23 protein-coding genes, 1 tRNA gene and 1 pseudogene are annotated in these 25,515 nt (G+C 57.4%); 9 read left to right on the top strand and 16 right to left on the bottom strand.

Features of this window, described 5'->3' with window-relative positions; genetic code table 11:
- Positions 1-139: 139 nt before the first annotated feature.
- Genes GOX75_RS12820 through GOX75_RS12810 form a run of 3 tightly spaced genes read left to right on the top strand, consistent with a single transcriptional unit; the run spans position 140 to position 4,225 of the window.
- Positions 140-1,054 carry a sugar phosphate isomerase/epimerase gene (locus GOX75_RS12820; protein ID WP_170353936.1) on the top strand — a complete coding sequence of 305 codons (915 nt, stop codon included), beginning with the start codon at positions 140-142 and terminating at the stop codon, positions 1,052-1,054.
- Positions 1,035-2,444 carry an aldehyde dehydrogenase family protein gene (locus tag GOX75_RS12815; protein WP_171123656.1) on the top strand — a complete coding sequence of 470 codons (1,410 nt, stop codon included), beginning with the start codon at positions 1,035-1,037 and terminating at the stop codon, positions 2,442-2,444. The genes GOX75_RS12820 and GOX75_RS12815 overlap by 20 nt, the downstream gene beginning before the upstream one ends.
- Positions 2,444-4,225, top strand: a complete 1,782-nt coding sequence (locus GOX75_RS12810; RefSeq protein WP_171123654.1) for a thiamine pyrophosphate-binding protein — start codon at positions 2,444-2,446, stop codon at positions 4,223-4,225. Before GOX75_RS12815 ends, GOX75_RS12810 begins: the two co-directional genes overlap by 1 nt.
- 103 nt (positions 4,226-4,328) lie before the next feature.
- On the opposite strand, the gene GOX75_RS12805 is transcribed toward GOX75_RS12810, so the two are convergent.
- Positions 4,329-4,556, bottom strand: a complete 228-nt coding sequence (locus tag GOX75_RS12805) for a hypothetical protein (RefSeq protein WP_171123651.1) — start codon at positions 4,554-4,556, stop codon at positions 4,329-4,331.
- A gap of 215 nt (positions 4,557-4,771) precedes the next feature.
- On the opposite strand from GOX75_RS12805, the gene GOX75_RS12800 reads away from it, so the two are divergent.
- Positions 4,772-5,503 carry a MobA/MobL family protein gene (locus GOX75_RS12800; protein ID WP_171123649.1) on the top strand — a complete coding sequence of 244 codons (732 nt, stop codon included), beginning with the start codon at positions 4,772-4,774 and terminating at the stop codon, positions 5,501-5,503.
- A gap of 197 nt (positions 5,504-5,700) precedes the next feature.
- On the opposite strand, the gene GOX75_RS12795 is transcribed toward GOX75_RS12800, so the two are convergent.
- Positions 5,701-5,907 carry an AlpA family phage regulatory protein gene (locus GOX75_RS12795; protein WP_171123647.1) on the bottom strand — a complete coding sequence of 69 codons (207 nt, stop codon included), beginning with the start codon at positions 5,905-5,907 and terminating at the stop codon, positions 5,701-5,703.
- Between the two features lie 388 nt (positions 5,908-6,295).
- Here GOX75_RS12795 and GOX75_RS12790 point away from each other — a divergent pair, with 388 nt between their 5' ends.
- Positions 6,296-6,700: a PaaI family thioesterase gene (locus tag GOX75_RS12790; RefSeq protein ID WP_171123645.1), complete on the top strand. Its 405-nt coding sequence runs from the start codon at positions 6,296-6,298 to the stop codon at positions 6,698-6,700.
- Positions 6,701-6,750: 50 nt separating this feature from the next.
- Here GOX75_RS12790 and GOX75_RS12785 read toward each other — a convergent pair whose 3' ends face one another.
- The 8 genes and pseudogenes from GOX75_RS12785 to GOX75_RS12750 all read right to left on the bottom strand — a co-directional run bounded on the left by GOX75_RS12785 (position 6,751) and on the right by GOX75_RS12750 (position 14,147).
- Positions 6,751-8,145 (bottom strand): pyridoxal-dependent decarboxylase, encoded by a 1,395-nt coding sequence (locus GOX75_RS12785; RefSeq protein WP_171123643.1) that lies wholly within the window; start codon positions 8,143-8,145, stop codon positions 6,751-6,753.
- A 376-nt stretch (positions 8,146-8,521) separates the two neighbouring features.
- Positions 8,522-8,629: pseudogene (locus tag GOX75_RS20590) on the bottom strand (IS1595 family transposase); the annotation flags it as partial.
- A gap of 282 nt (positions 8,630-8,911) precedes the next feature.
- Positions 8,912-8,988: transfer RNA gene (locus GOX75_RS12775), tRNA-Met, on the bottom strand.
- An 84-nt stretch (positions 8,989-9,072) separates the two neighbouring features.
- Positions 9,073-10,047 (bottom strand): alpha/beta fold hydrolase, encoded by a 975-nt coding sequence (locus GOX75_RS12770; RefSeq protein WP_171123641.1) that lies wholly within the window; start codon positions 10,045-10,047, stop codon positions 9,073-9,075.
- A 1-nt stretch (position 10,048) separates the two neighbouring features.
- Positions 10,049-11,521: an NAD(P)/FAD-dependent oxidoreductase gene (locus GOX75_RS12765; protein ID WP_171123639.1), complete on the bottom strand. Its 1,473-nt coding sequence runs from the start codon at positions 11,519-11,521 to the stop codon at positions 10,049-10,051.
- Positions 11,522-11,694: 173 nt separating this feature from the next.
- A complete protein-coding gene (locus tag GOX75_RS12760; protein WP_171123637.1) occupies positions 11,695-11,940 on the bottom strand; it encodes a hypothetical protein in 246 nt (81 codons plus the stop codon).
- Between the two features lie 47 nt (positions 11,941-11,987).
- A complete protein-coding gene (locus GOX75_RS12755; RefSeq protein ID WP_171123636.1) occupies positions 11,988-13,142 on the bottom strand; it encodes an aromatic ring-hydroxylating dioxygenase subunit alpha in 1,155 nt (384 codons plus the stop codon).
- 99 nt (positions 13,143-13,241) lie between these two features.
- Positions 13,242-14,147 carry a LysR substrate-binding domain-containing protein gene (locus GOX75_RS12750; protein ID WP_171123634.1) on the bottom strand — a complete coding sequence of 302 codons (906 nt, stop codon included), beginning with the start codon at positions 14,145-14,147 and terminating at the stop codon, positions 13,242-13,244.
- A gap of 204 nt (positions 14,148-14,351) precedes the next feature.
- Here GOX75_RS12750 and GOX75_RS12745 point away from each other — a divergent pair, with 204 nt between their 5' ends.
- Positions 14,352-15,899 (top strand): trimethylamine methyltransferase family protein, encoded by a 1,548-nt coding sequence (locus GOX75_RS12745; RefSeq protein ID WP_171123632.1) that lies wholly within the window; start codon positions 14,352-14,354, stop codon positions 15,897-15,899.
- A 16-nt stretch (positions 15,900-15,915) separates the two neighbouring features.
- Here the strand turns inward: GOX75_RS12745 and GOX75_RS12740 are convergent, their stop codons facing one another.
- The 4 genes from GOX75_RS12740 to GOX75_RS12725 are packed head-to-tail and all read right to left on the bottom strand — an operon-like array spanning position 15,916 to position 20,386.
- Complete coding sequence (locus tag GOX75_RS12740; RefSeq protein ID WP_171123630.1) at positions 15,916-17,256, bottom strand: FAD-binding oxidoreductase; 1,341 nt, start codon at positions 17,254-17,256, stop codon at positions 15,916-15,918.
- On the bottom strand, positions 17,253-18,749 hold the full coding sequence (locus tag GOX75_RS12735) for an aldehyde dehydrogenase (RefSeq protein WP_171123628.1): 1,497 nt from the start codon (positions 18,747-18,749) through the stop codon (positions 17,253-17,255). Before GOX75_RS12735 ends, GOX75_RS12740 begins: the two co-directional genes overlap by 4 nt.
- 4 nt (positions 18,750-18,753) lie before the next feature.
- Complete coding sequence (locus tag GOX75_RS12730) at positions 18,754-19,671, bottom strand: dihydrodipicolinate synthase family protein (RefSeq protein ID WP_171123626.1); 918 nt, start codon at positions 19,669-19,671, stop codon at positions 18,754-18,756.
- A gap of 7 nt (positions 19,672-19,678) precedes the next feature.
- Positions 19,679-20,386, bottom strand: coding sequence for a GntR family transcriptional regulator (locus GOX75_RS12725; RefSeq protein WP_171123624.1), 708 nt, complete (start codon positions 20,384-20,386; stop codon positions 19,679-19,681).
- A gap of 123 nt (positions 20,387-20,509) precedes the next feature.
- Between GOX75_RS12725 and GOX75_RS12720 the strand changes: the two genes are divergently transcribed.
- Together GOX75_RS12720 and GOX75_RS12715 are read left to right on the top strand one after the other, a co-directional pair.
- Positions 20,510-21,460, top strand: coding sequence for a GlxA family transcriptional regulator (locus GOX75_RS12720; RefSeq protein WP_171123622.1), 951 nt, complete (start codon positions 20,510-20,512; stop codon positions 21,458-21,460).
- Between the two features lie 472 nt (positions 21,461-21,932).
- Complete coding sequence (locus GOX75_RS12715; protein ID WP_171123620.1) at positions 21,933-22,379, top strand: hypothetical protein; 447 nt, start codon at positions 21,933-21,935, stop codon at positions 22,377-22,379.
- A gap of 104 nt (positions 22,380-22,483) precedes the next feature.
- Here the strand turns inward: GOX75_RS12715 and GOX75_RS12710 are convergent, their stop codons facing one another.
- Both GOX75_RS12710 and GOX75_RS12705 read right to left on the bottom strand, forming a co-directional pair.
- The gene (locus GOX75_RS12710) at positions 22,484-24,142 is read right to left on the bottom strand and encodes a pentapeptide repeat-containing protein (protein ID WP_171123618.1); all 1,659 of its coding nucleotides are present in this window, start codon (positions 24,140-24,142) and stop codon (positions 22,484-22,486) included.
- 149 nt (positions 24,143-24,291) lie between these two features.
- Entirely contained in the window at positions 24,292-24,870 is a 579-nt protein-coding gene (locus GOX75_RS12705; protein WP_171123616.1) for a TetR/AcrR family transcriptional regulator, read from the bottom strand.
- 86 nt (positions 24,871-24,956) lie between these two features.
- Here GOX75_RS12705 and GOX75_RS12700 point away from each other — a divergent pair, with 86 nt between their 5' ends.
- Positions 24,957-25,424, top strand: coding sequence for a cupin domain-containing protein (locus GOX75_RS12700; RefSeq protein ID WP_171123613.1), 468 nt, complete (start codon positions 24,957-24,959; stop codon positions 25,422-25,424).
- Positions 25,425-25,515: the final 91 nt, after the last annotated feature.

The raw sequence follows: 25,515 nt of genomic DNA, 5'->3' as shown, positions 1-25,515 counted from the left end.
AATGAAAAACACGCCCGGGCAGTTGCCCGGGCGCTTTCATTTCCTGCTCAGTATTAAAAGTTGATATTTTAAAAAATATCAGATATTTTTTACTACGTGTGATGAATTTGAGATTCGCAGACACGTGGAGCTGCCGTTCATGGTGAAACCCGAAGAGGCTGGCGCAAGCCCCTCTCTCTATTCCTTGGCGCATCTGACGCTGATTGGCTGTACGCCGCCCGAGTTGGTCTATATCGCAGCGCGGGCCGGTTACGATGCCGTCAGCCCCCGCTTCATTCCGATGCATGTGCCCGGTGAATTCACTCAATCTCCAATCGACAAGGCACAGGTGCATGCCACCAAAACTGCTCTCTCTACCACTGGCTTGAAAGTCCTCGATGTCGAACTTGCGCGCATCACAGAAGATGTCGATCCGCGCAGTTTCGAGCCGTCGCTGGAGATTGGCGGGGAACTGGGCGCCAAGCGTATGATCATGAGCGCGTGGACCAACACCCGCGATGATCGTGACTTCCTGATCGACGTCTATTCTGAGACCTGCGAACTGGCGGCTCCGTATGGGCTAACAGTGGACCTTGAGTTTCCAAGCTTCTCCCGCTTGCGCACTCTGGATGAGGCGCTTGATATCGTGCGTGCCTCCGATCAGCCCAACGGCGGTATTCTGGTCGATACGCTTTACCTGCACCTCAGCCGCGTGGATTTGGGAGAGTTGCTACACGTCCCCTCGGACCTGTTTCACTTCCTGCATATCTCTGATTGCCTGCCCGGCATCGCCGATACGCGTGAGGGCATGATCCAGTTGGCCCGCGATGCGCGGCTATATCCCGGTGAGGGATGGATCGATTTCACCGGCATCATCGAACGGATGCCGCCCGTCGACTATTCCATCGAACTGCCCAACCAAAGCCGCGTTGCCGAGTTGGGATATGAAGAACACGCGCGTCGCTGTCTCAGCCACGCCAAGCGAACATTTGGCGAGGCGCGGTCACAGCGTCGTATGCCCGATGCTACAATTCCAAAACACCAAGAGGATCATCATGGGCAAAGAGCTCACTGAAAACGACCGCAACATGGCGGCAGATATGCTGGCACGCGCCCGCGCCGCCATGGCCGAGATCGAGGATTGGGATCAGGACAGACTGGACCGCCTGTCTCAGGCCATTGCGTGGTATGCGGGTAATGAGAAAACCTTCACGCGTCTGGCTCAACAAGGCGTGGACGAGAGCGGTATCGGAGATCGCGAAGGCCGCCCAGCGAAGCGCTTCAAGATTCACATGGTGCTGCGAGATGTCTTGCGCACACCCTCGACCGGCATCGTCGAGGTTGATGAGGAAAAAGGTCTGGTGAAATATGCCAAACCTGCTGGCGTCATCGCATCCCTGATCCCAATGACTAACCCAGCGATGACACCACCGGTGACCGGCGTTTCCGCCGCCAACGCCCGGAATGCGGTCATCTTCAGCCCGCACCCGCGAACCGCCCATACCACCTTTGAGATGGTCGAGGTCATGCGCGCAGCCTGCCGTGCCGCCGGTGCCCCCGAAGACCTATTCCAGTCGATCCGCAAACCATCGATCCCGTTAACACAGCACCTCATGGAGATTTGTGACCTGACTCTGGCAACGGGTGGCAAGCCGATGGTCAAAGCGGCCTACAGTTCTGGGCGCCCGGCCTATGGTGTCGGCGCGGGCAATTCGTCCATCGTCATCGATGAAACCGCCGATCTGGACATCGCCGCGCAGAACACTCGCATTTCAAAGACCTCCGACTTTGGGTCGGGCTGCTCGGCTGACGGCAACATCATCATCCAGCGCTCAGTTTACGACGATATGGTCAAGGCGCTTCAAGCCGAGGGTGGCTACCTGTGTTCGGATGAAGAGAAGGCCATGCTCGAAGCGGCCATGTGGGATGAAAAGGGAAACCGTACATTTCCGACCATCGCCTGTCCGCCGCAGCAAACGGCCAAGGTCGCCGGTTTTAGCATCCCCGAAGATCGCAAGTTTCTGATGGTTGAAAACCAGGGGCAAATCGGCCCGCAGCACAAGTTCTCCAAGGAAAAACTGACCACGCTGATGGCGCTTTATCACTTCGAAACGTTCAATGATGCGCTGGAAACGGTCAGCCAGATCTACAACACCGGGGGCAAGGGCCATTCCTGCGGCATCTACAGCCACAATGACGATCACATCGACCGGTTGGCACGTCTGGCTCCGGTCAGCCGTATGATGGTGCGACAGCCTCAATCCAAGGCCAATGCGGGTGCCTGGACAAATGGCATGCCTATGACCAGCAGCCTGGGCTGCGGCATCTGGGGCGGCAACATCACCAACGAAAACGTCACCATGAAACACATGATGAACTACACCTGGGTCAGCCGTCCGATCCCCGAGGATCGCCCCTCGGAGCCGGACCTGTTCGGTGAGTTCTACGGACAGGAGGTCGCGTGATGGACGGAGCGAAACTGGACGGCAAAACCGTTGCCGAACATATCGTTGACTTTCTCGAGCGCCGTGAGGTCAAGCACGTTTTCGGCCTGTGCGGGCACACGAACATTGCGGTTCTGGCTGCGCTGGCGGAAAGTCCCATCGATTTCGTCACAGTACGACACGAACAAATCGCCAGCCACGCGGCGGATGCATATGCCCGCGTGACGGGCAAGGCCTCGGTGGTGCTGTCCCATCTCTCCCCGGGGCTGACCAATTGCGCCACCGGGGTCGCCAACGCCGCACTGGACTGTATCCCGATGGTCGTGATCGCGGGTGACATTCCCACGCATTACTACGGTAAACATCCGCATCAGGAAGTGAACCTGCATGCAGACGCAGCCCAATGGGAGATTTACCGACCCTTCGTAAAGCGCGCTTGGCGCGTGGATCGCGCCGACCTGATGGCCGAGATTCTGGAAAAGGCGTTTCATCTCGCTGAAAGCGGCCAGCCCGGACCAGTACTGGTCAATGTCCCCATGGACATCTTTTCAGAGGTGATCCCCTCGGACAGTTTCGACCGTATCCGCGACAACACGCGCGCGCTCAAGAAACCGTCGGTTGACGACGAGACAGCGGGAGAGATTGTCGAAGCGTTGGCTAAAGCCGAAAACCCAGTCGCTTATGTCGGGGGTGGTATTCTTCTGGCACAGGCCAGCGAGGAGTTGCGAGAATTTGTTGAACATATGGGCCTTCCAGTCGCGCATTCCCTGATGGGTAAAGGCGCGTTGCGAGACGACCATCCGCTTGTACTGGGAATGACCGGGTTTTGGGGCACCGAATTGGTCAACCAGTCCTGCTTGAATGCGGACTACATCTTTGCGGTGGGAACCCGGTTCAAAGAGGCCGATTGTTCCAGCTGGTATCCCGGCTATACGTTCAACATTCCCGGCTCGAAGGTCATCCATATCGACATCGAACCGCAGGAAATCGGTCGGAACTATCCCACCGAGATCGGCGTCGTTGCTGACGCCAAGGCCGCTTTGCGCGCCCTCAACCGGGTCGCCCGCGAGATGTATCCGGACGGTTTCAAACGCCCCGCTCTGGAACAGAAGATCGCCGACTTCCGAACGGATTTCAAAGCGCACAACTTGGAAATGGCGGCCTCAGCAGCCTTTCCGATGATGCCCGAGCGTATTCTGGCAGATACCCGCAAGGCACTGCCCGAGGATGCCATCATCACCACTGACGTTGGGTGGAACAAGAACGGTGTCGGGCAACAGTTTGACATTTTGACGCCGGGTTCAATCCTGACCCCGGGTGGGTTCGCGACGATGGGTTTCGGTCCTCCGGGTGCGATCGGCGCGAAACTGGCGGCACCTGATCGTGTGGTGATCAGCCTTGTTGGCGATGGTGGTTTCGGCCAAAACCCGTCGATGCTGGCAACGGCCGTCGAACTCGATCTGGGCATTATCTGGCTGGTCATGAACAACAATGCCTTCGGAACCATAGCAGGTCTGCAAAAGGCGCATTACGGTCTGACCTATGGAACCACGTTCCCCGGATCAGCCGCCGCACCCACAAACGGACCGGGCTATGCCGACATAGCGCGAGCCTACGGCGCGGAAGGGCACAGACTCAGCGCTGCTGACGAGTTGTTGCCTGCATTGGAAGCGGCAATCGCCAGCGGCAAACCAACCGTGCTGGATGTGCCAATGATCAACAACCCGACACCAACGACCGGTCATTGGAACATCCTGGACATTTATTCGCCGGACAAGGATGTTTCTCACGTCGCGACCTGACGATACTGAGCGCGGTAAGCCGCGCCAGTTTTTTTCTTTTAATAGACCCAAGTCAGCCAACCCTTCTGAGAGCGTGCAGTGCCTCAAGAAGATCTAACTGGGTTTACAGCCCTAACAGCTCTCGATCTGAGTCGCGTGAGATACGTTCGTGCAGAAGCTTGAGCAACCGATCAGCTTTGTCTCTCTCAATTTCCTCGAGAAGCTTCAAAACAGCAGCGCCATAGATAATCTTTTTGCGCGTTTCATCGCGACGCCGTTGCTCGCTCGCCCGGGCCTGGAGGTCGCTGAGTCTCGCGCGCGCCTGTTCGATTTGTTGATCCAGGTCCGCCATTTCGTCCTCCCTTTTCAGTGGTCGAACAGGAAATACGGCCTGGATCCTGACTTCGCTCCCCTTGCGTGAAAACATAGCTCCGCCAGGCCGCCGTGTGAGCGACCGTCCGCATGCCCGCTGGGCAATGCGCGCAGTTACGCAAACTTGGGGTTTGCCTGCGCGCCTGCCGCGGACTTTTTTGTGCGGAGATCGGGTTGGGGCCCGATGTCCTTTACATGATACACCCCGCCAGCAGATTCGAAGTCATCCTGCATTCTCGTGCCGACGGTCGCTCCGCCGTCAAATCCGCCGCTTACACCGCGCGCACCACCTTCCGGGATGCGCGGGTTGGTCGACGGTTTTCGCCGGGCAGAAAGGGTGGCCTCCTGTCGCATGAATTGATCAACTGGACAGGAAACGCCGAGGAGCTCTGGAACGCTGCCGAGCGTTCGGAAGGTCGAAAGAATGCAAGAGTCATCCGCGAACTGCGCCCATCCTTGCCACGCGAGCTACCGCTTCTCGAGCAGGTTGGGCTTGTCCGCGGCTTCTGCCTCTGGCTTCGCGATGAATACGGCGTTGCTGTTCAAGCCGACATTCACGCGCCGCGTTTCTTGTGCCCTGAGGAAGAGAAACGGCACAGCGCGGGCAAACTCGAACTGACGCGAGAAGACAACGAGCAGAGGCTCTTCAATCCATCGAAGACCAACCTGAATTTCCACGCCCACATCCTGATGACAACGCGGAAGGTTGATAGGATCACGGGTGATTTTGGAGAGAAAACGCGTGTTCTTGACGACAGAACCTCAGGCCCCGGAGAAATCAAGCGTGTCCGCGGAGAATGGGAAAAGCGGACCAACGCGGCCCTGCGCAAGATTGGCTCCCACGCGCGGGTTGATCTTCGTTCGTATGCCGAGATGGCCAAGACAGGCGATGCACCGCAGGCGTCGTGTTCGGCGGGTTTATCGTGAGTTGATCATGTTGCGCGACACTTTGCGGGCGCGGCTTTTGCCTCGTGAGGGGCAACGCCGCTTGCACCCAGAGGCCCCCGAACAGGAAATTCACCAATCCCCCCCCCCACCAGAAACGACAAAGCCCCGACAAGGCGGGGCAGAGCGTGGGATATTGGGAGTTAGATCATAGGTGGGGATTTTCTTGCCGGGGCAGTTTAGGCCGCCATCGGTGCGTCAGGGTCAACGATCTTGTTGAGGTCCGACATCCGCCAGCGAGACGAACCGCCCAGTTTGATAGGTTCCGGGAAATCACCTCGTTGGATGTCGCGGTATATGCTGGCGCGTGACCGGCACAGAGTCGCGCAGACGGTCTTGATATCGACGAGTGAATCTTGGAGTGAGTTTTCGAGGGCGTAGGGCACTGTATGGTCTCCATTGTCAGGTTCGCGGCGAGGTCCGCGCGCCTGATATTGGACAAAGGCCAAAAATCCGAAATTTGGCGGCCAACTTTTTTAGCGGCAAAGTAAAACGCAATGTCGTCAAAACGTGTTGGCAATTGTGATTTGTCTGCTGAATGGCAGGCTTGTCGGATTTTCTGTTAGAATCTATAGCGCAGGAATGAGAATTTCGCAGCGCTCAGGAAGAGCGGCGGCCCTACGGACCTTTCGGGCTTTCACGGCGAATGTCCCAATGTCCGGTTGCGACACCTTCCGTCAGTTGCTTCGAAAACCCGATTGCGCAAGTTCTGGGTCGAGTTCAGTTGTTCCAGATGCAAGCTTGCTCTCGTCACCGAAAATCGAGGGTATAGGGATGACCATCAGAGAAAAGCTGGCTGCGAATGAATGGAAAGGCGAAATCTGCTTTAACATTGAAAGCCGCGAGCCCGAACGCGTGGTTGCCAAGATGCCGGTAACCGAATCCGCGAAGAATCCGTTCGGAACAATGCACGCTGGTGCCTTGATCTGGTTTGCCGACATCGCAGCGACCCTCTGTGCAATCGGCGATTTGGAAAGCATTGGTGAAGACGGGTCCGGTTTTCCACTCGCCGTTGATCTTCACACAGTCTTGTCGGGTAATGAAAGGACGGGCGATCTGATCGCAACATCCACCACGGTCAAACGCGGTGGCAAGCTCATTGTCATTCGTACCGAGGTTCGCGGAGAAACAGGGCGTCTGTTGATCGACATGACAACCACGCATCTTCGCGCCGGTTGACCAACTGGAAAGCACCCGCCCTTCTTGCGGCGGATGCATGTTTCCTTGCCTCAAACCGTCGTCAGAAATTCCGTCAACTGATCAATTATCGCTTCATCCGTACGTCCATTGGTGACGCAGGCCCGCAAAACCGGTTTGCCCTCGAACATCGCCTTGGAAATCCAGAAACGCCCATCTTCGTGAACCGCATCGACATAGCGTTGCACGGCGTCGTGCCCTTCCGGCGGAACCATGCAGCTTACCCCCATGAGAGACTGGTTTGCCTTTGTCCAACCCGCATTTCTAAGATTTTCCGTGAACCGGTTGGTCAGTCGGATGGTACGCTCGACATGGTCACCGTAGCCGTCCCATCCGGCGGCACCAAGGGCGAGGAACAGGCGCAATCCTACGAAGCGGCGTGACCACTGATTGGAATTCACATAGAAATCCTTGGCTGCCTCGCTTTCCGGCATGTAGCTGGCCGAGATACGGAAAACCTGTGCGGGTATGTCGGGGCGCGAGGTCAGAAACATGCCTGCGCCCATCGTGGTGGCGAACCATTTGTGGGCGTCAATCGTGATTGAATCCGCTTGCTCAATGCCGTCCAGTGCGGTTCGCCCTTCGGTGCTGGCGATCATCGCCCCACCCCATGCCGCATCGACGTGAAACCACATACCATGCTCTCGCGCCAGAGCACCGCAAGGTTTGAGGGGGTCGATCATCCCGGCATTCGTGGTGCCAACCGTAGCTACGATCAGGACCGGGACACAACCGTTTTTCGAATCCTCATCAATGGCGGTCGCAAGACAACTTGCGTCCATCTGGCCTTGGCCGTCAGTTGCGATCAATCGAACGGCGTTGCGCCCGATGCCCGCCGAATGCGCCATCTTCAACCATGCAAGATGGCTTTCCTTCGAAACGTAAATCGTTGGTTGGCCACCGAACTCATAGATACCCTTGTCGCTGTACTCCGGGCATTTGGCCTGCAAGGCACATAAAACAGCCGCCGAATTGGCTTCGGCACCGCCACTGGTAAAATGCCCTCCGGACCCCTTGGGAAGTCCTGCGCGTCGGGCCATTTCATTGATGACATGCTGTTCGATTTCGACGGCAGCAGGCGCATGAGAATACACACAGATTTGCGGATTGAACATCGACGCGATCCGATCCGCACATTCTGCGGCAAAGGTAGGTGCCGGATTGAACAGGCCAAGATATCCCGGATGAGTCATCTGCACACTGCCAGTATCGAGCGCATCAATCACCCAGTCCATCAGCGGTTCAAGATCTTCCGCCTGCTCAAACCGCTTGGATTTCAACTCCTCTAGCCAATCAGGCGTTAACTCCGCCGAGGTCGCATTGCGACTGGCGTAGTCACGGCGAGCCTGGTTGAGGCGCTCGGTCAACGCGTTTTCAGCGTCCATCAGATGGTCAAGGTTTGGAAAGAGTGCATCGCGTCCGTGCATAGAGAAATCCTGTGATTACTTTCGAGGGAAAATACCGACATTGAATACTTCCATCGACCCGAAACATGCGGTTTCTGCTTGGCACTATTGCAAAGCTCACGATCCCGATCCGGATCAACGGCGGCTTTTCGCGCATCACTTCAATATGAGCGGAGCGCAGCATTGGTCAAAAGGGCTCAGAGGCGTTGTTCGACGCATCCTGGTTAAATGGCTGTATTGGGTCTCCTACTACCTTGTGCAATTCAGAATTCTCGGTGATGTTCTCGGCTGTGAAACTTGCCTCTAAGTAAGGGAGAAGGGGCTAAACCTGCAGCCTGTTTGCCCTCTTCACCAAGCCATCGAGTGCCTGTTGGGGTTCAATACCTTTCCTCAGAAAATACCAGTCCACGTAGCCATCCAGATACTTCTTCGCAGGCCCCTTGAACGGGCGCAGGAAGTCTTTCATGCGCGAATGCAGTGCATTTACATTCTGGATGTGAAAGCTCTGCCCTATCTTGCGGGTGCCCGGTTTAGGTGAGGGCACCTCTGAGACCGAGTTGTCGACGCCCAACAAAGAAGTATAAGCTGAAAACGACCCTCAATCAGCAGGGCGGGTCATACCGGCGGTTCGTGGAGAAGACTGAGAATCTCGTAAAGAAAGATCCAACTACCAAAAATCCTGAATTAGAATTGAATCGCCGGGGGCAGTCCCATTGCAGTCCCGGCGATTAGATCGCAGGGAGGGTTTTGGTCGCCGATCGCAGTTCACTGATATTATTGGGGATTTTGGTAGCGGAGGAGGGACTTGAACCCCCGACACGCGGATTATGATTCCGCTGCTCTAACCAACTGAGCTACTCCGCCACGAGTGAAAGGCGATTTAAGGGAGGGGCCCGAGGGGGTCAAGAGGGAAATGACCCCCAAACCGGGATTCTTTTTGGCGGTGCTTCATCCTGTCTTGTCGGCGGCCTCGCCTTCGGCGTTTGCGGCCACCACAATGCGGCGGATAAAAGCAACGCAGGTTTCTGGGGCCGTAATTGGTATCATGTGACCCCGCCCCTCAAGTCGTTCGTCTGTCAGGCCAAACTGCGTCATGGGGGCGGCATGCGCCTCGGGCGACAGGATGGCGTCTTCTTGGCCGTACAGGATGCCGCCGGGGACTTTCAGATCCGGGTAACGCGCGACCTGCGTGTCCATGCTGTCGTCAATGCCCGCAACATCCTGTGACGCAGTAACGAAAGCCGTCGGGCGCAGACCCAAGGCACCACCCGCGCGATCCAGAAAATCTTCGGGCGCGGGCTCGGGGCCGAACACGATGCCCAGAGTATGAGGGGCGGTTTTTGCGGCCATTGGCACCGCGATCGTATTACCGATGAAGCTGCGCAGCCAATCCGTTCGGATCGCCAACGGTTTGAAGACGTCAGGTGGCCCCGGCATGACTTGCGTCAACGGAGCCAGCAGCGCCAGCGCCTTTGTCTTGCTAGGATTGTCTAGTGCCATGGCCAGTGAGACCGCTCCGCCCAGTGAATGTCCGACCAAGACGGCATTTTCCACGCCCTTGGCATCCAGCAACTCTTGTATCATCCGGCCCTGTTGGTGCAGTTGACCAAGATCGCCCGTGTCGCGTGTCGAATATCCGCAGCCGGGGCGGTCGACCGCAATGACATGGTAATCATCGGCCATCATGTCGACCATCGCATAGGTGAAATGCTGCAACTGCCCGGCAAGACCATGGATCATCACGATGGTCTGTTTTGCAGGATCGCCCGCCTCGACATAGTGAATACTGCCGCCTTGCACCGGTGCGATCTGACCCAGTTGCGGAACTCGCTTCAAACCATCCTGTGTCAGCTTTCGGGTCCAGAGATTCATGGCTCCGAAAAATGCCGCGATCAAAAGAACGATAATGAATAGGGTGGTCATCTCAATGCTCTCCACTTTGGGTCGGGACGACCGAGTATTGCTCGATCCCGGACCGCGCCATGCGCTTTTCATATTCTGATACGGTGCCGGGCCAGAGGGTTGTGTTGCGGCCCTTGGCATCCTGATACCAGGATGTGCACCCTCCGGCTTGCCAGACACTGTCTACGTGCCGGTCCTGCATTTCCTGCAGGAAAGAAGCCTGCTTTTCAGCATCCGGCGTGATGGTCTGGGTGCCATTGCTATTCATTTTGTCCAAGACACGCCCGATATGGCGCACTTGCGCCTCGATCATCAAAACGACCGAGTTATGACCCAGCCCGGTATGGGGCCCCAGCAGGATAAAGAAATTCGGAAATCCGGCGATAGCTGTGCCCAGATTGGCTTTCATCCCGTCAGACCACGCGTCCCGCAAGCTCAGGCCATTTGTTCCATTGATATTCAGAAATTCGACCGTTTCCGTGACATTGAACCCGGTGCCCCAGATCAGGATATCGGCCTTGGTACGCGTGCCGTCAGAGGCGATGATCTGATCGCCTTCGATTGCGGCCACACCCTGCGGTACGACCGTTACGTTGTCGCGTGCAAGGGCAGAGTACCAGTCGTTAGAACTGAGGATACGTTTACAGCCGATCTGATAGTCGGGCGTCAGCATGTCGCGCTGGGCTGGGTCCGAGATCGCTTTTTCCAGCGAATTGCGCCACATCTTCATAGCAAAGTTGACGGCCCCCTTTTCGCCGCGAAAGACTCGGTGGCGGTATTCGAAAACCAGATAGATCAGTTTGCGGCGAAGCCTAGGCAGTATGGGCAGGCGTTGATACAGGCGGCGCACCCACGGCGCGATCGGTCCATCGGGGCGGGGCAGTACATAAGGCGCGGTGCGTTGAAAGATCGTGACTTGGGCTGCCATCTTCGCGATCTCAGGGACGAACTGGACAGCCGAAGCGCCTGTTCCTACGACCGCGATACGTTTGCCTGTAAGGGAAACATTGTGGTTCCACTGGGCCGAATGAAAGCTGGGGCCGGGAAAGCTGTCTGCGCCGGGAATGTTTGGAATACTGGGAATATGCAGGGCGCCTATGGCGGAAACAAGAAACCGGGCCGACCAGAGCTGACCCTCGTGGGTTTCGACCTGCCAGCGCGCTCCGTCCCACCGCGCCGCCTTCAGGCGATGGTGAAAATGGCACAGGTCGTACAGCCCTTCGTCCTGTGCGACTTTTTGTAGATACGCCTGTATCTCGGCCCCGCCCGCATAAGCGCGGCTCCAGTCAGGGTTCAGATGCGTGGCCATGGAATACAGGTGCGAAGGCACATCGCAGGCCACGCCGGGATAGGTGTTCTCGCGCCAGGTCCCGCCGATATCGTCTGCCTTTTCAAGGATTGCGATTTTGGTGATCCCTCGCTTTCGCGCCTCGATCGCCATGATCAGACCCGAGAACCCCGCGCCAACGATCAGCATATCCGTTTCATGTTCCATGCGTCCGCCCCTCCCAAAGCGACCGTGGTGGTGCGATCAGGATATAAACTGCGCAGGCTCGTGGATAGGGTCCCGTAGGGTCAGGTGCTAATCCACGTGCTTTCTTTCACCATCGGTGCAGGAAGGGCAACTGACGCAGTTCATATTTCCGGTCGAGCAGGCTTAGTGCCACGCTAATCCAAAAAGTCCAACCGATGCACACGCCCATAAGCAGCCAGTCGCGCGTTCAAGGCGTCTGCCTCGGCTGCGCCGGATTCCAGTGCAAAGACAAAGGCGTGGGTCAAATAGAAACAGGTCGCGTCGATGTCCTGCGCGGCCTCACACTCGTCGGCGGCCATGGTGTAATAGCGGATCAAGGCGTCAAGATCATTGTGATCATGCGCCTCAAGCAACAGACGATCCAAGTCGGTCTTGTCCATTGGGTCTCCGTCGGGATCGGTCGGCGCAGGCCAACCGGTTCGTGGCTCTATTCCGCGCGACCGTTTTCGATCTGTGTTGCGACCCAGTGATGGAAGTTATGCGTCGGCCCGTCCATCGCGGGCGAGAAGCGGCCGCCGTCGAACAGAACACCGTGGCGGCCTTTCTGCATGCCTTCGACAACAAAGACGTCTTCTTCGAATACGGTCTTCCAGAGTTGCGCGTTTGAGGCGCGCAGGCCGTCATGCTGGGGTGTGTCTTCTATGCTTTTGGCATAGTACAGTTCGATATGCTCGACCGTGTTTTCCTGATCGACGGGTTCCAGCACGATTGCAAAGGCATGGTCGCGCTGCACGCCCAGCAGGACATTCGGATAGAGCGCCACATACTCCGCGCCCTCATCCCATTGGTCGCTGAGGCCTTCAAAGTCCTCGAAGGTTGCGCCGTCCTGATCGGTCAGTTGCCGATAGACCAGCGTGCCCTGACCGGAATAGTGCCCGCGTTCTTCGATATTGTAGTGATCCTCAAGCCGGGAATAGCTGTTCAGGCCGGGGTGGACCCACGGCAGGTGATAGCTTTCGCAATAGTTCTCGACCGCCAGTTTCCAGTTGGTCTTGACCTCCAGCTTGAACGAGGATGTCTCGCCGCCGTGATACACGGGCTGGTCAAATTCCTTCCAACGCTCCAGCAGAGCGGCATGGGCGTCCTCGAATGCAGGGGCATTGCCGTCCACGTTCACAAAGATCACGTCGCGCCAGACATAGGATCGAACGCGGACCAGCCCCAGGTTCTTGCGGTCAACATCTTCGTGGGTGTTGTCGCCGGGGCCGCCCACATGTGGGGTCGCGCGCAATTCCCCTTTCAGGCTGTAACACCAGCTATGGTAGGGGCAGCGGATCGCGCCGCCGATTTTGCGGGGGGTATCGACCAGAATCATGCCACGGTGGCGGCAGGTGTTCTGGAAAACGCCAACCTCTCCGTCGCGGTCGCGCACGATCAGCAGGGGCATTCCCAGAAAGTCGACCGGCTTGGCGTCGCCTTCTTCGGGCACATCCTTGCCGAACCCGATGCCGGACCAGTTCGCGTACAAGACCGATTTCCGTTCTTCGGCGAAAACGGTCGGGTCGATATAATGTTCGTTAGGCAGGCCGTTGGCGACATTTACATCGGCCAGAACGGAGGATAGCGGGCTATGCTTGTTCATCGGGCTCTCCTGAAGGTGTGCTGGATGCGCTTTATCTGTATTGGCGGAAGGGAAGGGCACCACACAACATCAGAAAACCTCATCAAAGAGTGATTTCACCTAAACCGAACCGTTCTGCACCTCTTGAATGATCCAGTTCTTCAGCGCGCGCGCGCTGTCGGACAGATCTTCATCGGGGCGACCGACAAGGTAGAACTGGTTTGGCGCGGTCAGTTGATGCGGACCGATTGTGACCAATTTGCCGGATTGCTGCATCGGCTGGATAAGCCGCTGCCACCCCAGCGCCAACCCAGCCCCCTTGCGGGCAAGCTGCAAGGCAACCGAATAGCTGTTTACGCGGGATTCAATTGGAATTGTGCCGTTAAACCCCAATTGCTGAAACCATTCGGGCCAGGTTGTCCAGCTACGGTCTTCGGACTCAAGGTGGATCAACCGCTCGGCTGCAAGTTGATCCAAACTGGCGCCGATCAGTCTGTCGGCGACCTCGGGGCTGGCGACCGGCACCAAATGATCGCGGAACAAAGGCGTATTTGTAAGGCTGGGATCACTGTCACGGCCATAGCGGATAAAGAAGTCAACTTCCGGCCTGTCGCGAAAGGCGCGGTCTTGAGACAATTGATCAACGTTGACCTCGGGCATGTCGCGCCAGAACCGGATGACAGCCGGGGACAGCCACAGGGCGGCAACGGCTGTGGTCGATCCCACCGTGACCTTTTCGACCGAAGCGCGATTCCGGATCGCGCCCAGAGTTTTCGAGATACGAGTGAAAGAGGATGACAGTGCCTCGTACAAGTCTTTTCCATCTTCGGTCAGATCAACGCCCCGGTGTTTTCGTTGGAAAAGGGCTGTGCCCAGATCGCCCTCAAGCGCCTTGATCTGGTGACTGACCGCGCCGGGGGTGACCGAAAGTTCCTCGGCTGCGTTCTTAAAGCTCAGGTGCCGCGCTGCGGCCTCGAACGCGGATAAGGTGGTCAACGGCGGGAGGTTATAGTGGCGTCTGGACATAATGGGTGGCAATCATCGGCGGGTTTTGGATTACTTTCATTCACCTCAGTATTGGCAATTCGACGGGTGAAAGCCAGTCAGCATCTTAAGAGTTTAGCGGATCGTTTTCTGGTCAATGTCGCTTCTTGCAAACAGATATCGCAATCAGTGACGTGCGTGGCCTGCGAATCCTCCAGTCTGGGGGCAAGATCGGAGGATTGCCCCATGAACATTCGCACCGCCACCCGCGCAGGAGGCCGTTCCGCCCGCCGCGCCCTGCGCACCGCGCCCAATTTCGACATGCTGCCCGGCCTGACCCGTGGCATCCCCTTGTGTGAGGTGATGGACGGCGCGCAGGTTGAACGCATCGACAACGCCTCAATGGATATTCTCGAGAATGTGGGTGTCCAGTTCCGCGATCCCATCGCGTTGGAGGATTGGAAGAGGGTTGGCGCCAAGGTCGAAGATGAGATGGTCTATCTGGATCGGGGTCTGGTGCGCGATCTGATCGCCACCATCCCCAACGATTTCACCTATCACGCGCGCGATCCGAAAAAGAATGTGCGGCTGGGCGGGCCGCATTCGATCTTTGTGCCGATGACCGGCGCGCCCTTCCTGCGCGACCTTGAGGATGTGCGCCGCAACCCGACGCTGGACGATCTGGCGATGTTCCACAAGCTGTCGCACATGCTGCCCGCGCTGCATTCCAGCGCCCATCACATCGTGGAACCCTATGATCATCCGATCAGCCAGCGCCATCTGCGGATAACCTATTCGTCGATGAAGCATTCGGACAAGACCTTCATGGGCATGACCACCAGCCCCAAAAACGCCGAGGACGTGATGGAGATGTGCGCCATCCTGTTCGGCGAGGATTACCTAGAGGATCACCCGGTCACCACCGGCAATTGTAACGGCAACTCGCCCTTGGTATGGGACGAAACCATGCTGGGGGCCTTGCGCGCTTTTTGCCGCCGCAAGCAACCGGTGCTGTGTTCGCCCTTCGTACTAGGTGGGGCGAATACACCGGCATCCGTTCCAGCCACCGTGGCGCAGTTGAATGCCGAAGCGCTAAGCGCACTGGCCTATACGCAGATCATCCGCAAGGGTGCGCCCGCGATCTACGGGCATTACTTGTCGACCGTCTCGATGAAGTCCGGTGCGCCGATGGCAGGCACGCCCGAGATCAGCCTGATGAACTTCATGATCGGCCAAATGGCGCGGTACTACGGCGTGCCGTGGCGTACCTCGAACACTTTGGGCGGTGCCAAGACCTTTGACGCGCAGGCCGGATATGAATCCGCCACCACGTTGCAGGCGGTGGTCCATGCAGGTGCCAACTATATATGGCACAGCGCGGGCTGGAATGAGGCCGGGATGCACTGTTCCGTCGCCAAGTTCATCGTCGATGCGGAACAATGCGCGATGGCCTATCGCATGGCCGAAGGGCTGAAATGGGATGATTTCGATCAAGCCTTGGCCGCTGTTCCCGATGTCGGTCCCGGCGGACACTACCTGGGCCATCCGCATACGCAGGACAATTTCCAAAGCGCCTTTTTCATGCCTGAGATGTTCGACAACAACTCGATCGAGCAATGGCAGGCCGAAGGCAGCATCGAGATCACAGAACGCGCCCTGACCCGGGCCAAAACCCTGCTGGCCGAATACCAGGAACCAAAGCTGGACGAGGCTAAGAACGAAGCGCTGCTGGATTATATCGCCCGACGGGAACGGGAAATCCCGGCGGCGGATGAGTTGAACCAAAGCTATTGAAAAGCGGTGGGTCCGTTCATTCGTCGCGGGCCCGCCATTCCTTCCATCGTAATACTGCATTCGCACCAAGCTCGCGAAAGGGCTGCGGGGGCAAGCGTTTGGGGGGGTGTTCTGCTTCGAAGTGCCGGGTGATGTCCGAGTTGTACCCGCACGCGCGCTCGGACGCTGCGATGCCTGTCAGCGTTCCGCGTGCGGTGCCCAGCCCGTTCTGGACGCAGCCGGAAAAGACACCCGGTTCGATCTGCCGCGCGACGGACACTCCGTTAAGGCTCAGGCACAGATGGCCTGCCCATTGGTACTGCATTGGCAGGCCTGCCAACTGTGGAAAACGCTGATCAAACTTGCGCTGCATGACCCGCGAGGCGCGTTCAAGATCGCGCGGCGTGGCGGCCATTCCGGGACGCAGCGCGGCGCAGGTCCGGGTAATGATACGATTGCCGCCCTGACCGGTATCTATCCGACGCATGGTCGTGCCCATCGGGTCAGACGGGGTCACACCCCAGCGCGGCTGACCGCCGATAAGGGCCATTAGATCCACGTCCAGCTCGGGCGTCATTGCAGCAAAGAGGAACAGTTGCATCAGTCGGTCGGTCTCGATCCCGAAGCTTTCCAGATGACCGTTTACGGTAAGGATAACCGCGCCCGTGCTGACCGCGCCACGCGCCGTTCGTACCTGCCACGCGCCGTCTTGTTTCTGAAACCCAGTGACGGCTGAGTTCTCGAACACCGCGACCCCATCCCCGACCAGCCCAGCCGCCAAACCGCGCACATAGCCCGCCGGTTGCAGCATCACCGTCCCCGGCGTGAAAAGACCCGAGCGATAGTGGCGCGAGCCGGTCAACTCATACATTTGCTGTGGATCCAGCATTTCACTGGTCTCGCCCAGACTGGCCAGATGTTGCGAGTAGCTTTTGTTATGCACGTGCCCGGCTGCGCTGGCGGCGCCGTTCACTTTGCCCGCCGCATCGAAATAGTTCGGGTCGATCCGGTATTGCTCGACGGCTTCACGCGCGAACGCAATAGCGCGGCGGTTCAATGCGATCATGGCCCTGTCATCGCCCGCGCCCGCATAATCGTCGGACGCCAGATCATGCGGCAGGTCGATCATAAAGCCTGAGTTCCGCCCCGCCGCGCCTTCGGCCACGCGCCCGGCCTCCAGCACTACGATCTTGGCACTGGGCTGCAGTTGCGTCAGACGCCGGGCTGCGGACAGGCCAGCAAATCCTGCGCCTACGATCGTGAAGTCAGCATTGATTTCGGCCTTCAGCTCGCGGGCCGAGGGCTGCGCCCCCAAAAGAACGCTCCACGCCGCAGGCCCACGGTGGAGGGGAAGGGTGCGGGCGGTGTAGCTGCTCAATCCACGGCCTCATCCGCGTCATCGGCCAGATCAATCCAGATGGTCTTTAGCTGGGTGTATTGATCGTGGGCGTGAACCGAGTTGTCGCGCCCGCCAAAGCCCGACTGTTTGTAGCCGCCAAAGGGCGTGGTGATGTCGCCCTCGCCAAAGCTGTTCACCGTGACCGTACCGGCCCGGATCGCCCGAGCGCCGCGAATGGCGCGTTTGACATTGGCCGTGAAGATCGAAGCACATAGGCCATACTCAGTGTCATTGGCAATCTTGATGGCCTCGTCAAAGCCCGAGACTTCGATCACCGACAGCACGGGGCCGAAGATTTCCTCGCGCGCCAAAACTGCGTCATTGCCGGGCACCTCAACCACCGTGGCCTCGACAAACCCGTCCTTGGCGGTGCCGCCGATCACGACATTATCGGCCTGTTCCAGATAGCCGCAGACCTTGGTGAAATGCCCCTCGCTGACCAGCGCACCCATATGCGTTTCCGGGTTCAGAGGGTCGCCGATATTCCATTGTTTTGCGTGATGGGCGATGCGTTCCAGCAGCTCAGTCTTCACGTCCTTATGCACGATCAACCGGGACGAGGCCGAGCAATTCTCTCCCATATTCCAGAACGCGCCGTTGACGATATGCGCGGCCACGCGGTCCAGATTTTCGGCATCTTCCATCACGATGGCGGGGTTCTTGCCGCCCATCTCAAGCACTACCTCTTTGGCGTTGCTTTCCGCCGAATAGGTCAGGAACCGCTTGCCGGTGACGGTTGAGCCGGTGAAGGACACCATGTCGATATCCATATGTCGCCCGATGGGCTCGCCCACCTCGGCCCCGCCACCCGGAACAATGTTCAGCACGCCGCGCGGCAGACCGGCCTCCATCGCCAGTTCGGCCAGACGCAGGGCGGTCAGCGTGGTTTCGGCCGCAGGTTTCACGACCACGGTACAGCCCGCCGCCAAGGCTGGCCCGATCTTCCACGCCAGCATCAGCAGAGGGAAGTTCCACGGCAGCACTAGACCCACTACGCCAATCGGTTCACGAACCACCATAGCGATGTGATCGTCGCTGGCGGGTGAGACCTGATCATAAATCTTGTCGATCGCCTCGGCGTGCCATTTCAGGCAGTGGATCGCCTCGGGGATGTCGACGGTTTCGCAGTCATAGATGGTCTTGCCGCTGTCGATGCTCTCCATCACCGCCAGCTCGCGGGCGTTGCGCGTCATCAGTTTGCACAGGCGGATTAGCACATCCTTACGGTCCGAAGGATACAATCGCGACCATCGGCCATCGTCAAACGCCTCGCGCGCTTTTTCGACGGCAAAATCTACGTCTGCGCCGCCGCAGGAAGCGATATCGGTCAGTTTCGCGTTGGTTGCAGGGTTCACCGTCTCAAACGTCTGGCCCGAGATCGCGGGGCGATAGCCGCCGTCAATGAAGGCCCCGGTGGGCAGGTCCAGCCTTGCGGCGATGGATGTGTATTCGTCCTTTGTCAGCAGTTCCATTGCCTTACCCCTCAGCCACAATGTCAGCGATTGTTTTCTTCAATACGCGCGTCACCTGTTCCAGCGCGCGCTTGTCATCCTTGTTCAACCCTTTCAGCGGGGGCCGCATCTCGCCCGCATTAATCCCGTTCATGGTTACGCCGTGCTTGATCGTCTGGATGAATTTGCCGCCCTGCTCCAAGACCCGCATCAGGGGCATCATCGCCGACATGATCCGGCGGCCCTTGGCAAAATCCCCCTCGGTCACGCAAGCCTGATACAGCGCCACATGCTCGGCAGGTAGAAAGTTTGATCCACCGCAAACCCAGAACGGAGCGCCCCAGGCAAAGAACTCCAACGCCTGATCGTCCATGCCACAGCCCAGTTGGATATGCGGGTAATCCCGCGCCAGCAGATGCACCCGGTTGATATCGCCCGAGCTTTCCTTGATGCCGCAGAAGTTTCGGCTGCGACCAACCCGGTCAAGGAACTCTTCTCCCATCATCGTGCCGGTGCGGTGCGGATAGTTATACAGCATCACGGGCAGGTCAGCGGCCTTGTCGATGGCCAGCGCGTTCAATGCGTTCTCGCGGTCGGTGGGCACCGCATAGGGCGGGCTGGCCAGCAGGATTGCATCCGCGCCGATCTCGCGCGCGCCCGAGGCCAGAGCGATCGAATCCGCCGTCAGCATCGCGCCTGTGCCGATCACCAGGGGAAGACGGCCCTTCAACTGCTGATGCGTGAACCGCGCCAGCTCCAGCCGTTCTTCGACCGTCTGGGCATAGTTCTCACCCGTCGACCCGCCCGAGATCAACCCATGCACACCGTGGTCGATCAGGTACTCGATTACCTGCGCCAGAGCATCCCAATTCACGGACCCATCGGCGTGATAGGGCGTGATCACCGGGGTATAGATCCCCTCAAACTTGAAAATCGGGTTCATTGCATCCTCATGCAGGTTTCGACAGGGGCGCGCCCATGGGCACATCCAACGCGTCGGGCATCACGAACAGTTCGATCTGATCGCGTGACAGGTTCCAGTGGTCCTCGGCCAACTGTGCAGCCGCCGCCTCATCGCCCGCCTCAATGGCGGCGATGATGGCGTCGTGCTGGCGACTGGCTTCAGACAGGTTTTCGGTCATCTTGGTGGTTTGAGGGCGATAGAACGTCATCCCGATCCGGGCGTGATCTATCAGCAGGCGGTTGAACGAGGGTAACAGATAGATATTGCCCGACATCTCTCCGGTCACGTCGTGGAAACGGTTATTGGCCAGGGCGCGGTCTTCGGCGGACCCAGCGCGCAAGGCCGCCTTGAACGCCTGCTGCGCATCTTTCAGCGCGTCGATCTGTGCCCTTGTCGCGTTCTGCGCCGCTAGTCGCAGAATGGCCCCGTAAACCATCGGTGCGGCCAGAAAGAAGTCGCGCAGGGTGGTATATGACATCTCGGACACCCGCGCAGATCGGTTTGTGCGCAGATCCAGATATCCTTCACCTGCAAGTTGCCGGAACACCTCGCGCAGAGGCGTGCGGGACAGGCCGAACGCATCGGACAGATGCGCCTCGTCCAGATCGGTGCCGGGCTGCAAGCGCAGGGTTAGAATTCCGACCTTCAGATGTTCGGTCAGCTCCGCTTTGCGAGATTTGGCGTCGTCCTTCATTCGGTTTCCCCCAGTCAAACACGATTCGTGTTGGGTCTTCCCTTTTGTATTCGAAAAAAATACAAATTGTATACACAAAAGAATCGTGCAGCATGAAACACGCCCAACTAGACGGATCACCCCATGCGCCAAACCCGGCACATCACCTTCATCCTGATCGAGGAGTTTTCGCACCTTGCCTTTTCATGCGCGGTCGAGCCGCTGCGGATCGCAAATCTCGTCAGTGAGGAACAGCTTTATGACTGGACGCTGGTTTCAGAGGATGGTGAACGCGCGGTCTGTTCCAATGAACTGGTGACATTAGTGCATGGCGGGCTGGACGATCTGCCGAAGACCGACCAGCTTTTTGTGTTGTCCGGCATCCATATGCGCAACCACGTCACCCGCCCTTTGCTGGCGACCCTACGCCGCGAACGGGCGCGGGGAACGGCGATCGGTGCCTTATGTTCGGGCGCATGGCTGCTGGCCGAGGCCGGCTTTCTGGATGGAATGCAGGCGGCAATTCATTGGGAATACCACGACGCCTTTATGGAGGCCTTTCCCGAAGTAAACCTTGTCCGTAGCGTTTTTGTGGCAGATGAAAAGCACATTACCGCGTCCGGCGGTACGGCCACAGCCGACCTGATGTTGCACCTGATTGAGCGCGACCACGGCGAGGAACTGGCCATCGCGGTGGCTGACCAGATGGTTTACAACGCCGTGCGCAATGCCACCGCAAAACAACGCGTTTCGTTGCAATCCAGAAACGGGATGCGTAATGCGCATTTGGCGAAAGCCATCCACATCATGCGAGACTGCATTGAGGCCCCCATGTCTCCGTCTCAGATTGCCGAAGACCTTGGCATTTCGACCCGGCAACTTGAGCGACTGTTTGGAAAATACCTGAATACGTCCCCCAAGAAATATTTTATGGAGTTACGTCTGGAGCGGGCGCAGAAATTGCTGTTGCAAACCGAAGCGTCGGTCACCGAGGTGGCGATGGCTTGCGGGTTCGAAAGCCCGGGCCATTTCTCAAGGGTGTATCGGTCGAGTTTCGGCGTCACCCCGCATGCGCAAAAAAGCAAGATCGATTAAGTCGCTATGATGGGGGAGCTACTCTGCCCTTGGGCGAGTCGGGCTGGGCAGGCGCTCACCCCCCTTAGTCCCGCTCGTACCCCCTCGTTAAAGTCTTACTGGTAAACAAATCCGCGGGATTGAACTGGTATAGGCGGTGAAATAGGCATAATTGGTACCAGATCATGTCCGTTTTGAGGACATTTTGCGCGGGAACGCCTGATTTTGTTGCACGGTTCAGCCGGTGCTTGGGGCGGGCCGCGTCACGGCGAAAACAAACTCAGAGCGGATATGTTTGCGTTAAACGCCCATTTGTGTCATTTTTGTAATTGCCAGAAATCGAGGGATTACAGCGAAATAAGGCAGAAAAAAACATTAGAATGAACTTTGAGTTTCCCATGTCCTCATCAAGGGTTTTTACCGGAGGGCTAAAATGAATTTTGAAACACAAGACGCCGCAGTGAGTTCAGCATCGTGCGGTGTTCCTACAAAAATGCGCGAACTTCAGATCTGTCAGGCATCCTCGGCGGCAGAAGCAGCGTTTGAACAGATTGCACGCGCTGCCTCTTTCGGTGCGGGTTTGACAGGTGAGTTCCAAAAACGCGTATTCTCCATTTTCCGGTGGTATTTTCTTTCAGCCTTTTGCACGCGCATGCTTTCAGAGTCAGTGCATCGGTTGGAGCATCAGACGTTGCAGGTATCTATGGATATCTACAGCGCCGTCAGCATGGTGCTGACGGAAAGCGAAATCGAGGAATCGATGGCGCTTGTTCGCACGGAACGCACCTCTTTGACATTGGGTCGGGCGAACGACATCGGTGCCAGAGGTCATACGGTTGGCTGGGTCGCTGCAGGTTTGCATGAAAAAGGTCGCGAATTTCCCGGTGAGATCGAGAATGCCCTGGCGGGTGCGCTGGCAGCGTCCAAGCGATTGAACTGACGCCATCGGCGGCAAGTGGCCCCGCTTACGCAGGCTGGAACCCTCACTAACAATCGGGCGGTTTGCGCTACAGAAGCGCCGGGCAGGGTTGAGTAATCAACATCCTACTCCCGGGCTTCTAACAGACCCCAGGTTTCGCCTCCAAAGCCGCCATTGAACAAAAAGCGGAATCTGGCTGACAGCATGTCGGCCTCGACTGCGGATGTCAGGCCGTCGCCCTTGAAGGCACCCAAGGAAAAGATGAAGTATAACTCTCCGGTGTCAGTAACTTGGCCGACACCTTCAGCCCGTTGTTGGTTTTGGTCGTCGGAAATAATCGTCCAGTGCAGGCGTGCATAGTTCTTCAGGTCTTCCTCGGCCTGAATCGAGAGGATTCCGTTGTAGCAGCACTGTTCTTCAACATAGGTGTTTGTCGCGTTATCGAAATAACCGTCGAAATACCCCTCCACAAAATACGTGCCGACGATCCGCTCAACGTCTTCGATGGGTTGCATTGTCATCGGGGCAGCCGTCTCCAAGCCTGAGTCTGGATTGCAGTCGCGGCTTTCAAGTGAACCGTCAGGCATGATCGTGTCGCACAGGATCGCGTTTTGCAGCGCTTTCTGGGCGACTTCAAAGTTCTTTTTCAGGGTTTCCTCTTTCTGAGCGTGCTCGGGGTCGTGGACTTCCTCGATAAAGCTGGCATTGGTCAGATCCGCGCCACTGAGATCGGTGCCCAGAAACGAAGTCCCGATCAGGTAAGAGTCATCCAGCAGCGCCCCTTGCAGATCAGCCCAGTTGAAATCGGCGCCATCCAGAAATGCCGCCTTGAAGTCTGCTTTGCGCAAAAATGTTTCTGACAAGTCTGCGTTTCGGATATCGGCGGCCCAGAAATTAGCGCCTTCCATGGACGAACCCCTGAAATTCGCGCGGCGCAAGTCTGCGGCCTCCAGATTGGCCCCTCTCAGAAAGGAACACCTCAGGATTGCACCGGTCAGCCCTGCACCACGCAATTGGGTATTCACCAGATAGGCGCCTGTCATTTCTGCGCCGATCAGGTTCGCGGAACTAAGGTTGGCCCCCCGTAGATCCGAGTTGACCAAAATGGCCGAGGACAGGTTGGCATTGCGAAGATCGGCTTCGCGCATGTCCACGTCGGTCAGTTCGACGGCTTGCAGATCCGCGTTGGCTAGGGACACCCCGATCAGTTTGGTATCCTCCAAGGAAAGAAACGCGCGATTATCAACTTTCGTCGTCGATTGCGGCGTACAGTCATTGTTTTGATAGAACGGGACGACTGTTGCCGGCTGCCTGTGAACAATGAGGTTGGCGTCTTTCAGAAACTGAACAACCAGACCCTGCCGTTCGCGGTTGATTTCCCGCATGATGGTCTGCGTCTTGGTTCTTGCGATCGCCAATACCGCCGGTCGGACCCAGACTTTTCCCAAGGACTGTTCCAACTGAAGCTCGCCGATCGCGTCGAAATACGCCTGCAGCGCGTTGGTCTGCAATCGGCTTTCATCCCTTTCGCGTTGCCGAAGTGTTTCTTGCTGCTGAATTTCGTTCTGACGTTTGACCGAAATATCGTTCAGCCAGAACCCACCCACCGCCAGAACAAAAGGCACGATCAAAAGGTTTAGGACATCCCACAGCGTGCGCCCCTGAAACCCCGACCAATTCGCACTGAGCGGAGCACCGCAAGACGAACAGGTTCCGGACGCTATATCCGTAAGCTGACCGCAATTCGGACATTTGGTCGTTTGGGGTGGCCGTTTCGTACCCATCCGTCGCTCTCGTCCTTCGGAAACAATAGTTTACTGAGACACGTGCTTTGGTGAATTATGCCACATTTTCGGAAACTCTGAAAATTTCGCCGAAAACGCGCTGGGACTAACACCAGCCTGTGACAGCGAAATAAGTATTTGATGCACTGCTAGGTCGGAAGATATCTGTCCAGCAGGGCATCGACCAACCCCTCTTGAAGCCGGTCACCGGTCGGCTGGTCCACGCGCAAAATGTCTTCGAGAATGATGAATTGTTCCATTCCGGTTGTCATGGAAAGCCGGTTTGCAAGATCTTCGAACTTTGAAGGGCCCAGAGCAGACCGAACAGGGGTAAGAGCCTCAGCAAAGGCGGCAACGCGTCTGGCCCCCCGCATCTTTACGGTTCCGTCCTGAAGCGATGCTTTGAAGGATTCTGACAAAAATTGGCGAAAATACGCCTCATGCGTGCGCGAGAATTCAAGGTAATACCGCGCCACCGCATGAACACGCCGCCGAACGTCCGATATCCCCTCAAGCAAGTCTGAAGTCGGCCTGACCTCCATGTCCAATGTGGCATCCAGAGCCAGCACCCCGGGATCGGAGAAATACCTGTAAACCGTGGCGCGGCTGATCTGCGCGTGTTCGGCCACTTTCGCCAGGGTTACTTCGGTGCCCTCGGACATGAGCGCACGCGCCGCCGACAAAAGTGCCTCGCGCGTTCGGTTTTTCTGATTTGTCCGTGTTGCCAAGTTCAGGTCCTTTTATGATGCACTTGTCTCATAAGTAGATATGTGTATCATAATGACATGAAGATTGAAGTAAAGGGAGTCGCCCGATGACTGAATCTCGTCCACGCACTTATCACCTGCTTGGTAATCTTTTGACCTTTCACGCCTTTCCGGCAGAGACCGGGGATCGCTATACGATTGTCGAGATCAAGACCGCCCCGGGTGCTGGCGCGCCGCCTAATCATCATGCGGGTGAAGACGAAAGTTTCTTCGTGCTGGACGGGGAGTTTGAGTTTCTTGTGGACGGTGAGACCATCAAGGTCTCAAGCGGTGATTTTGTAAAAGTGCCAGATGGCGCGGTTCACGCATTTACTTGTACTAGCGCCCAACCCGGTCGGCTGCTTTGCGTCAATTCTCCGGGCGCCATGCATGACACGTTTTTTACCCAGGCTGGCGAAGCCATGCCCGACGGAACAACCGAGATTCCGGTTATGGACGCGCCCCCTGACATACCGGCGATCATGGCTGTCGCAACCAGCGCCGGTATGACGATCCTGGCACCTGCTGACGCCTGATCCCTTTCAACTGCGCCTGACAAGGCAACAGAGATTTGCCTTGTCTTACCCGTTAGATGCAAAGCCTTTTGGCGCTTAGACACATGTTTCT

This window comes from Ruegeria sp. HKCCD7251, assembly GCF_013031165.1.
Lineage (GTDB): Bacteria > Pseudomonadota > Alphaproteobacteria > Rhodobacterales > Rhodobacteraceae > Ruegeria.
The sequence above is the reverse complement of the archived record's forward strand: the minus strand, read 5'-3'. Positions and strand labels throughout refer to the sequence as shown.

Coding starts and splice junctions, on each gene's coding strand:
- GOX75_RS12820 (WP_170353936.1), top strand. CDS start 140: ATGGTGAAACCCGAAGAGGCTGGCGCAAGCCCCTCTCTCTATTCCTTG.
- GOX75_RS12815 (WP_171123656.1), top strand. CDS start 1,035: ATGGGCAAAGAGCTCACTGAAAACGACCGCAACATGGCGGCAGATATG.
- GOX75_RS12810 (WP_171123654.1), top strand. CDS start 2,444: ATGGACGGAGCGAAACTGGACGGCAAAACCGTTGCCGAACATATCGTT.
- GOX75_RS12805 (WP_171123651.1), bottom strand. CDS start 4,556: ATGGCGGACCTGGATCAACAAATCGAACAGGCGCGCGCGAGACTCAGC.
- GOX75_RS12800 (WP_171123649.1), top strand. CDS start 4,772: ATGATACACCCCGCCAGCAGATTCGAAGTCATCCTGCATTCTCGTGCC.
- GOX75_RS12790 (WP_171123645.1), top strand. CDS start 6,296: ATGACCATCAGAGAAAAGCTGGCTGCGAATGAATGGAAAGGCGAAATC.
- GOX75_RS12785 (WP_171123643.1), bottom strand. CDS start 8,145: ATGCACGGACGCGATGCACTCTTTCCAAACCTTGACCATCTGATGGAC.
- GOX75_RS12770 (WP_171123641.1), bottom strand. CDS start 10,047: ATGACCACCCTATTCATTATCGTTCTTTTGATCGCGGCATTTTTCGGA.
- GOX75_RS12765 (WP_171123639.1), bottom strand. CDS start 11,521: ATGGAACATGAAACGGATATGCTGATCGTTGGCGCGGGGTTCTCGGGT.
- GOX75_RS12760 (WP_171123637.1), bottom strand. CDS start 11,940: ATGGACAAGACCGACTTGGATCGTCTGTTGCTTGAGGCGCATGATCAC.
- GOX75_RS12755 (WP_171123636.1), bottom strand. CDS start 13,142: ATGAACAAGCATAGCCCGCTATCCTCCGTTCTGGCCGATGTAAATGTC.
- GOX75_RS12750 (WP_171123634.1), bottom strand. CDS start 14,147: ATGTCCAGACGCCACTATAACCTCCCGCCGTTGACCACCTTATCCGCG.
- GOX75_RS12745 (WP_171123632.1), top strand. CDS start 14,352: ATGAACATTCGCACCGCCACCCGCGCAGGAGGCCGTTCCGCCCGCCGC.
- GOX75_RS12735 (WP_171123628.1), bottom strand. CDS start 18,749: ATGGAACTGCTGACAAAGGACGAATACACATCCATCGCCGCAAGGCTG.
- GOX75_RS12730 (WP_171123626.1), bottom strand. CDS start 19,671: ATGAACCCGATTTTCAAGTTTGAGGGGATCTATACCCCGGTGATCACG.
- GOX75_RS12725 (WP_171123624.1), bottom strand. CDS start 20,386: ATGAAGGACGACGCCAAATCTCGCAAAGCGGAGCTGACCGAACATCTG.
- GOX75_RS12720 (WP_171123622.1), top strand. CDS start 20,510: ATGCGCCAAACCCGGCACATCACCTTCATCCTGATCGAGGAGTTTTCG.
- GOX75_RS12715 (WP_171123620.1), top strand. CDS start 21,933: ATGCGCGAACTTCAGATCTGTCAGGCATCCTCGGCGGCAGAAGCAGCG.
- GOX75_RS12710 (WP_171123618.1), bottom strand. CDS start 24,142: ATGGGTACGAAACGGCCACCCCAAACGACCAAATGTCCGAATTGCGGT.
- GOX75_RS12700 (WP_171123613.1), top strand. CDS start 24,957: ATGACTGAATCTCGTCCACGCACTTATCACCTGCTTGGTAATCTTTTG.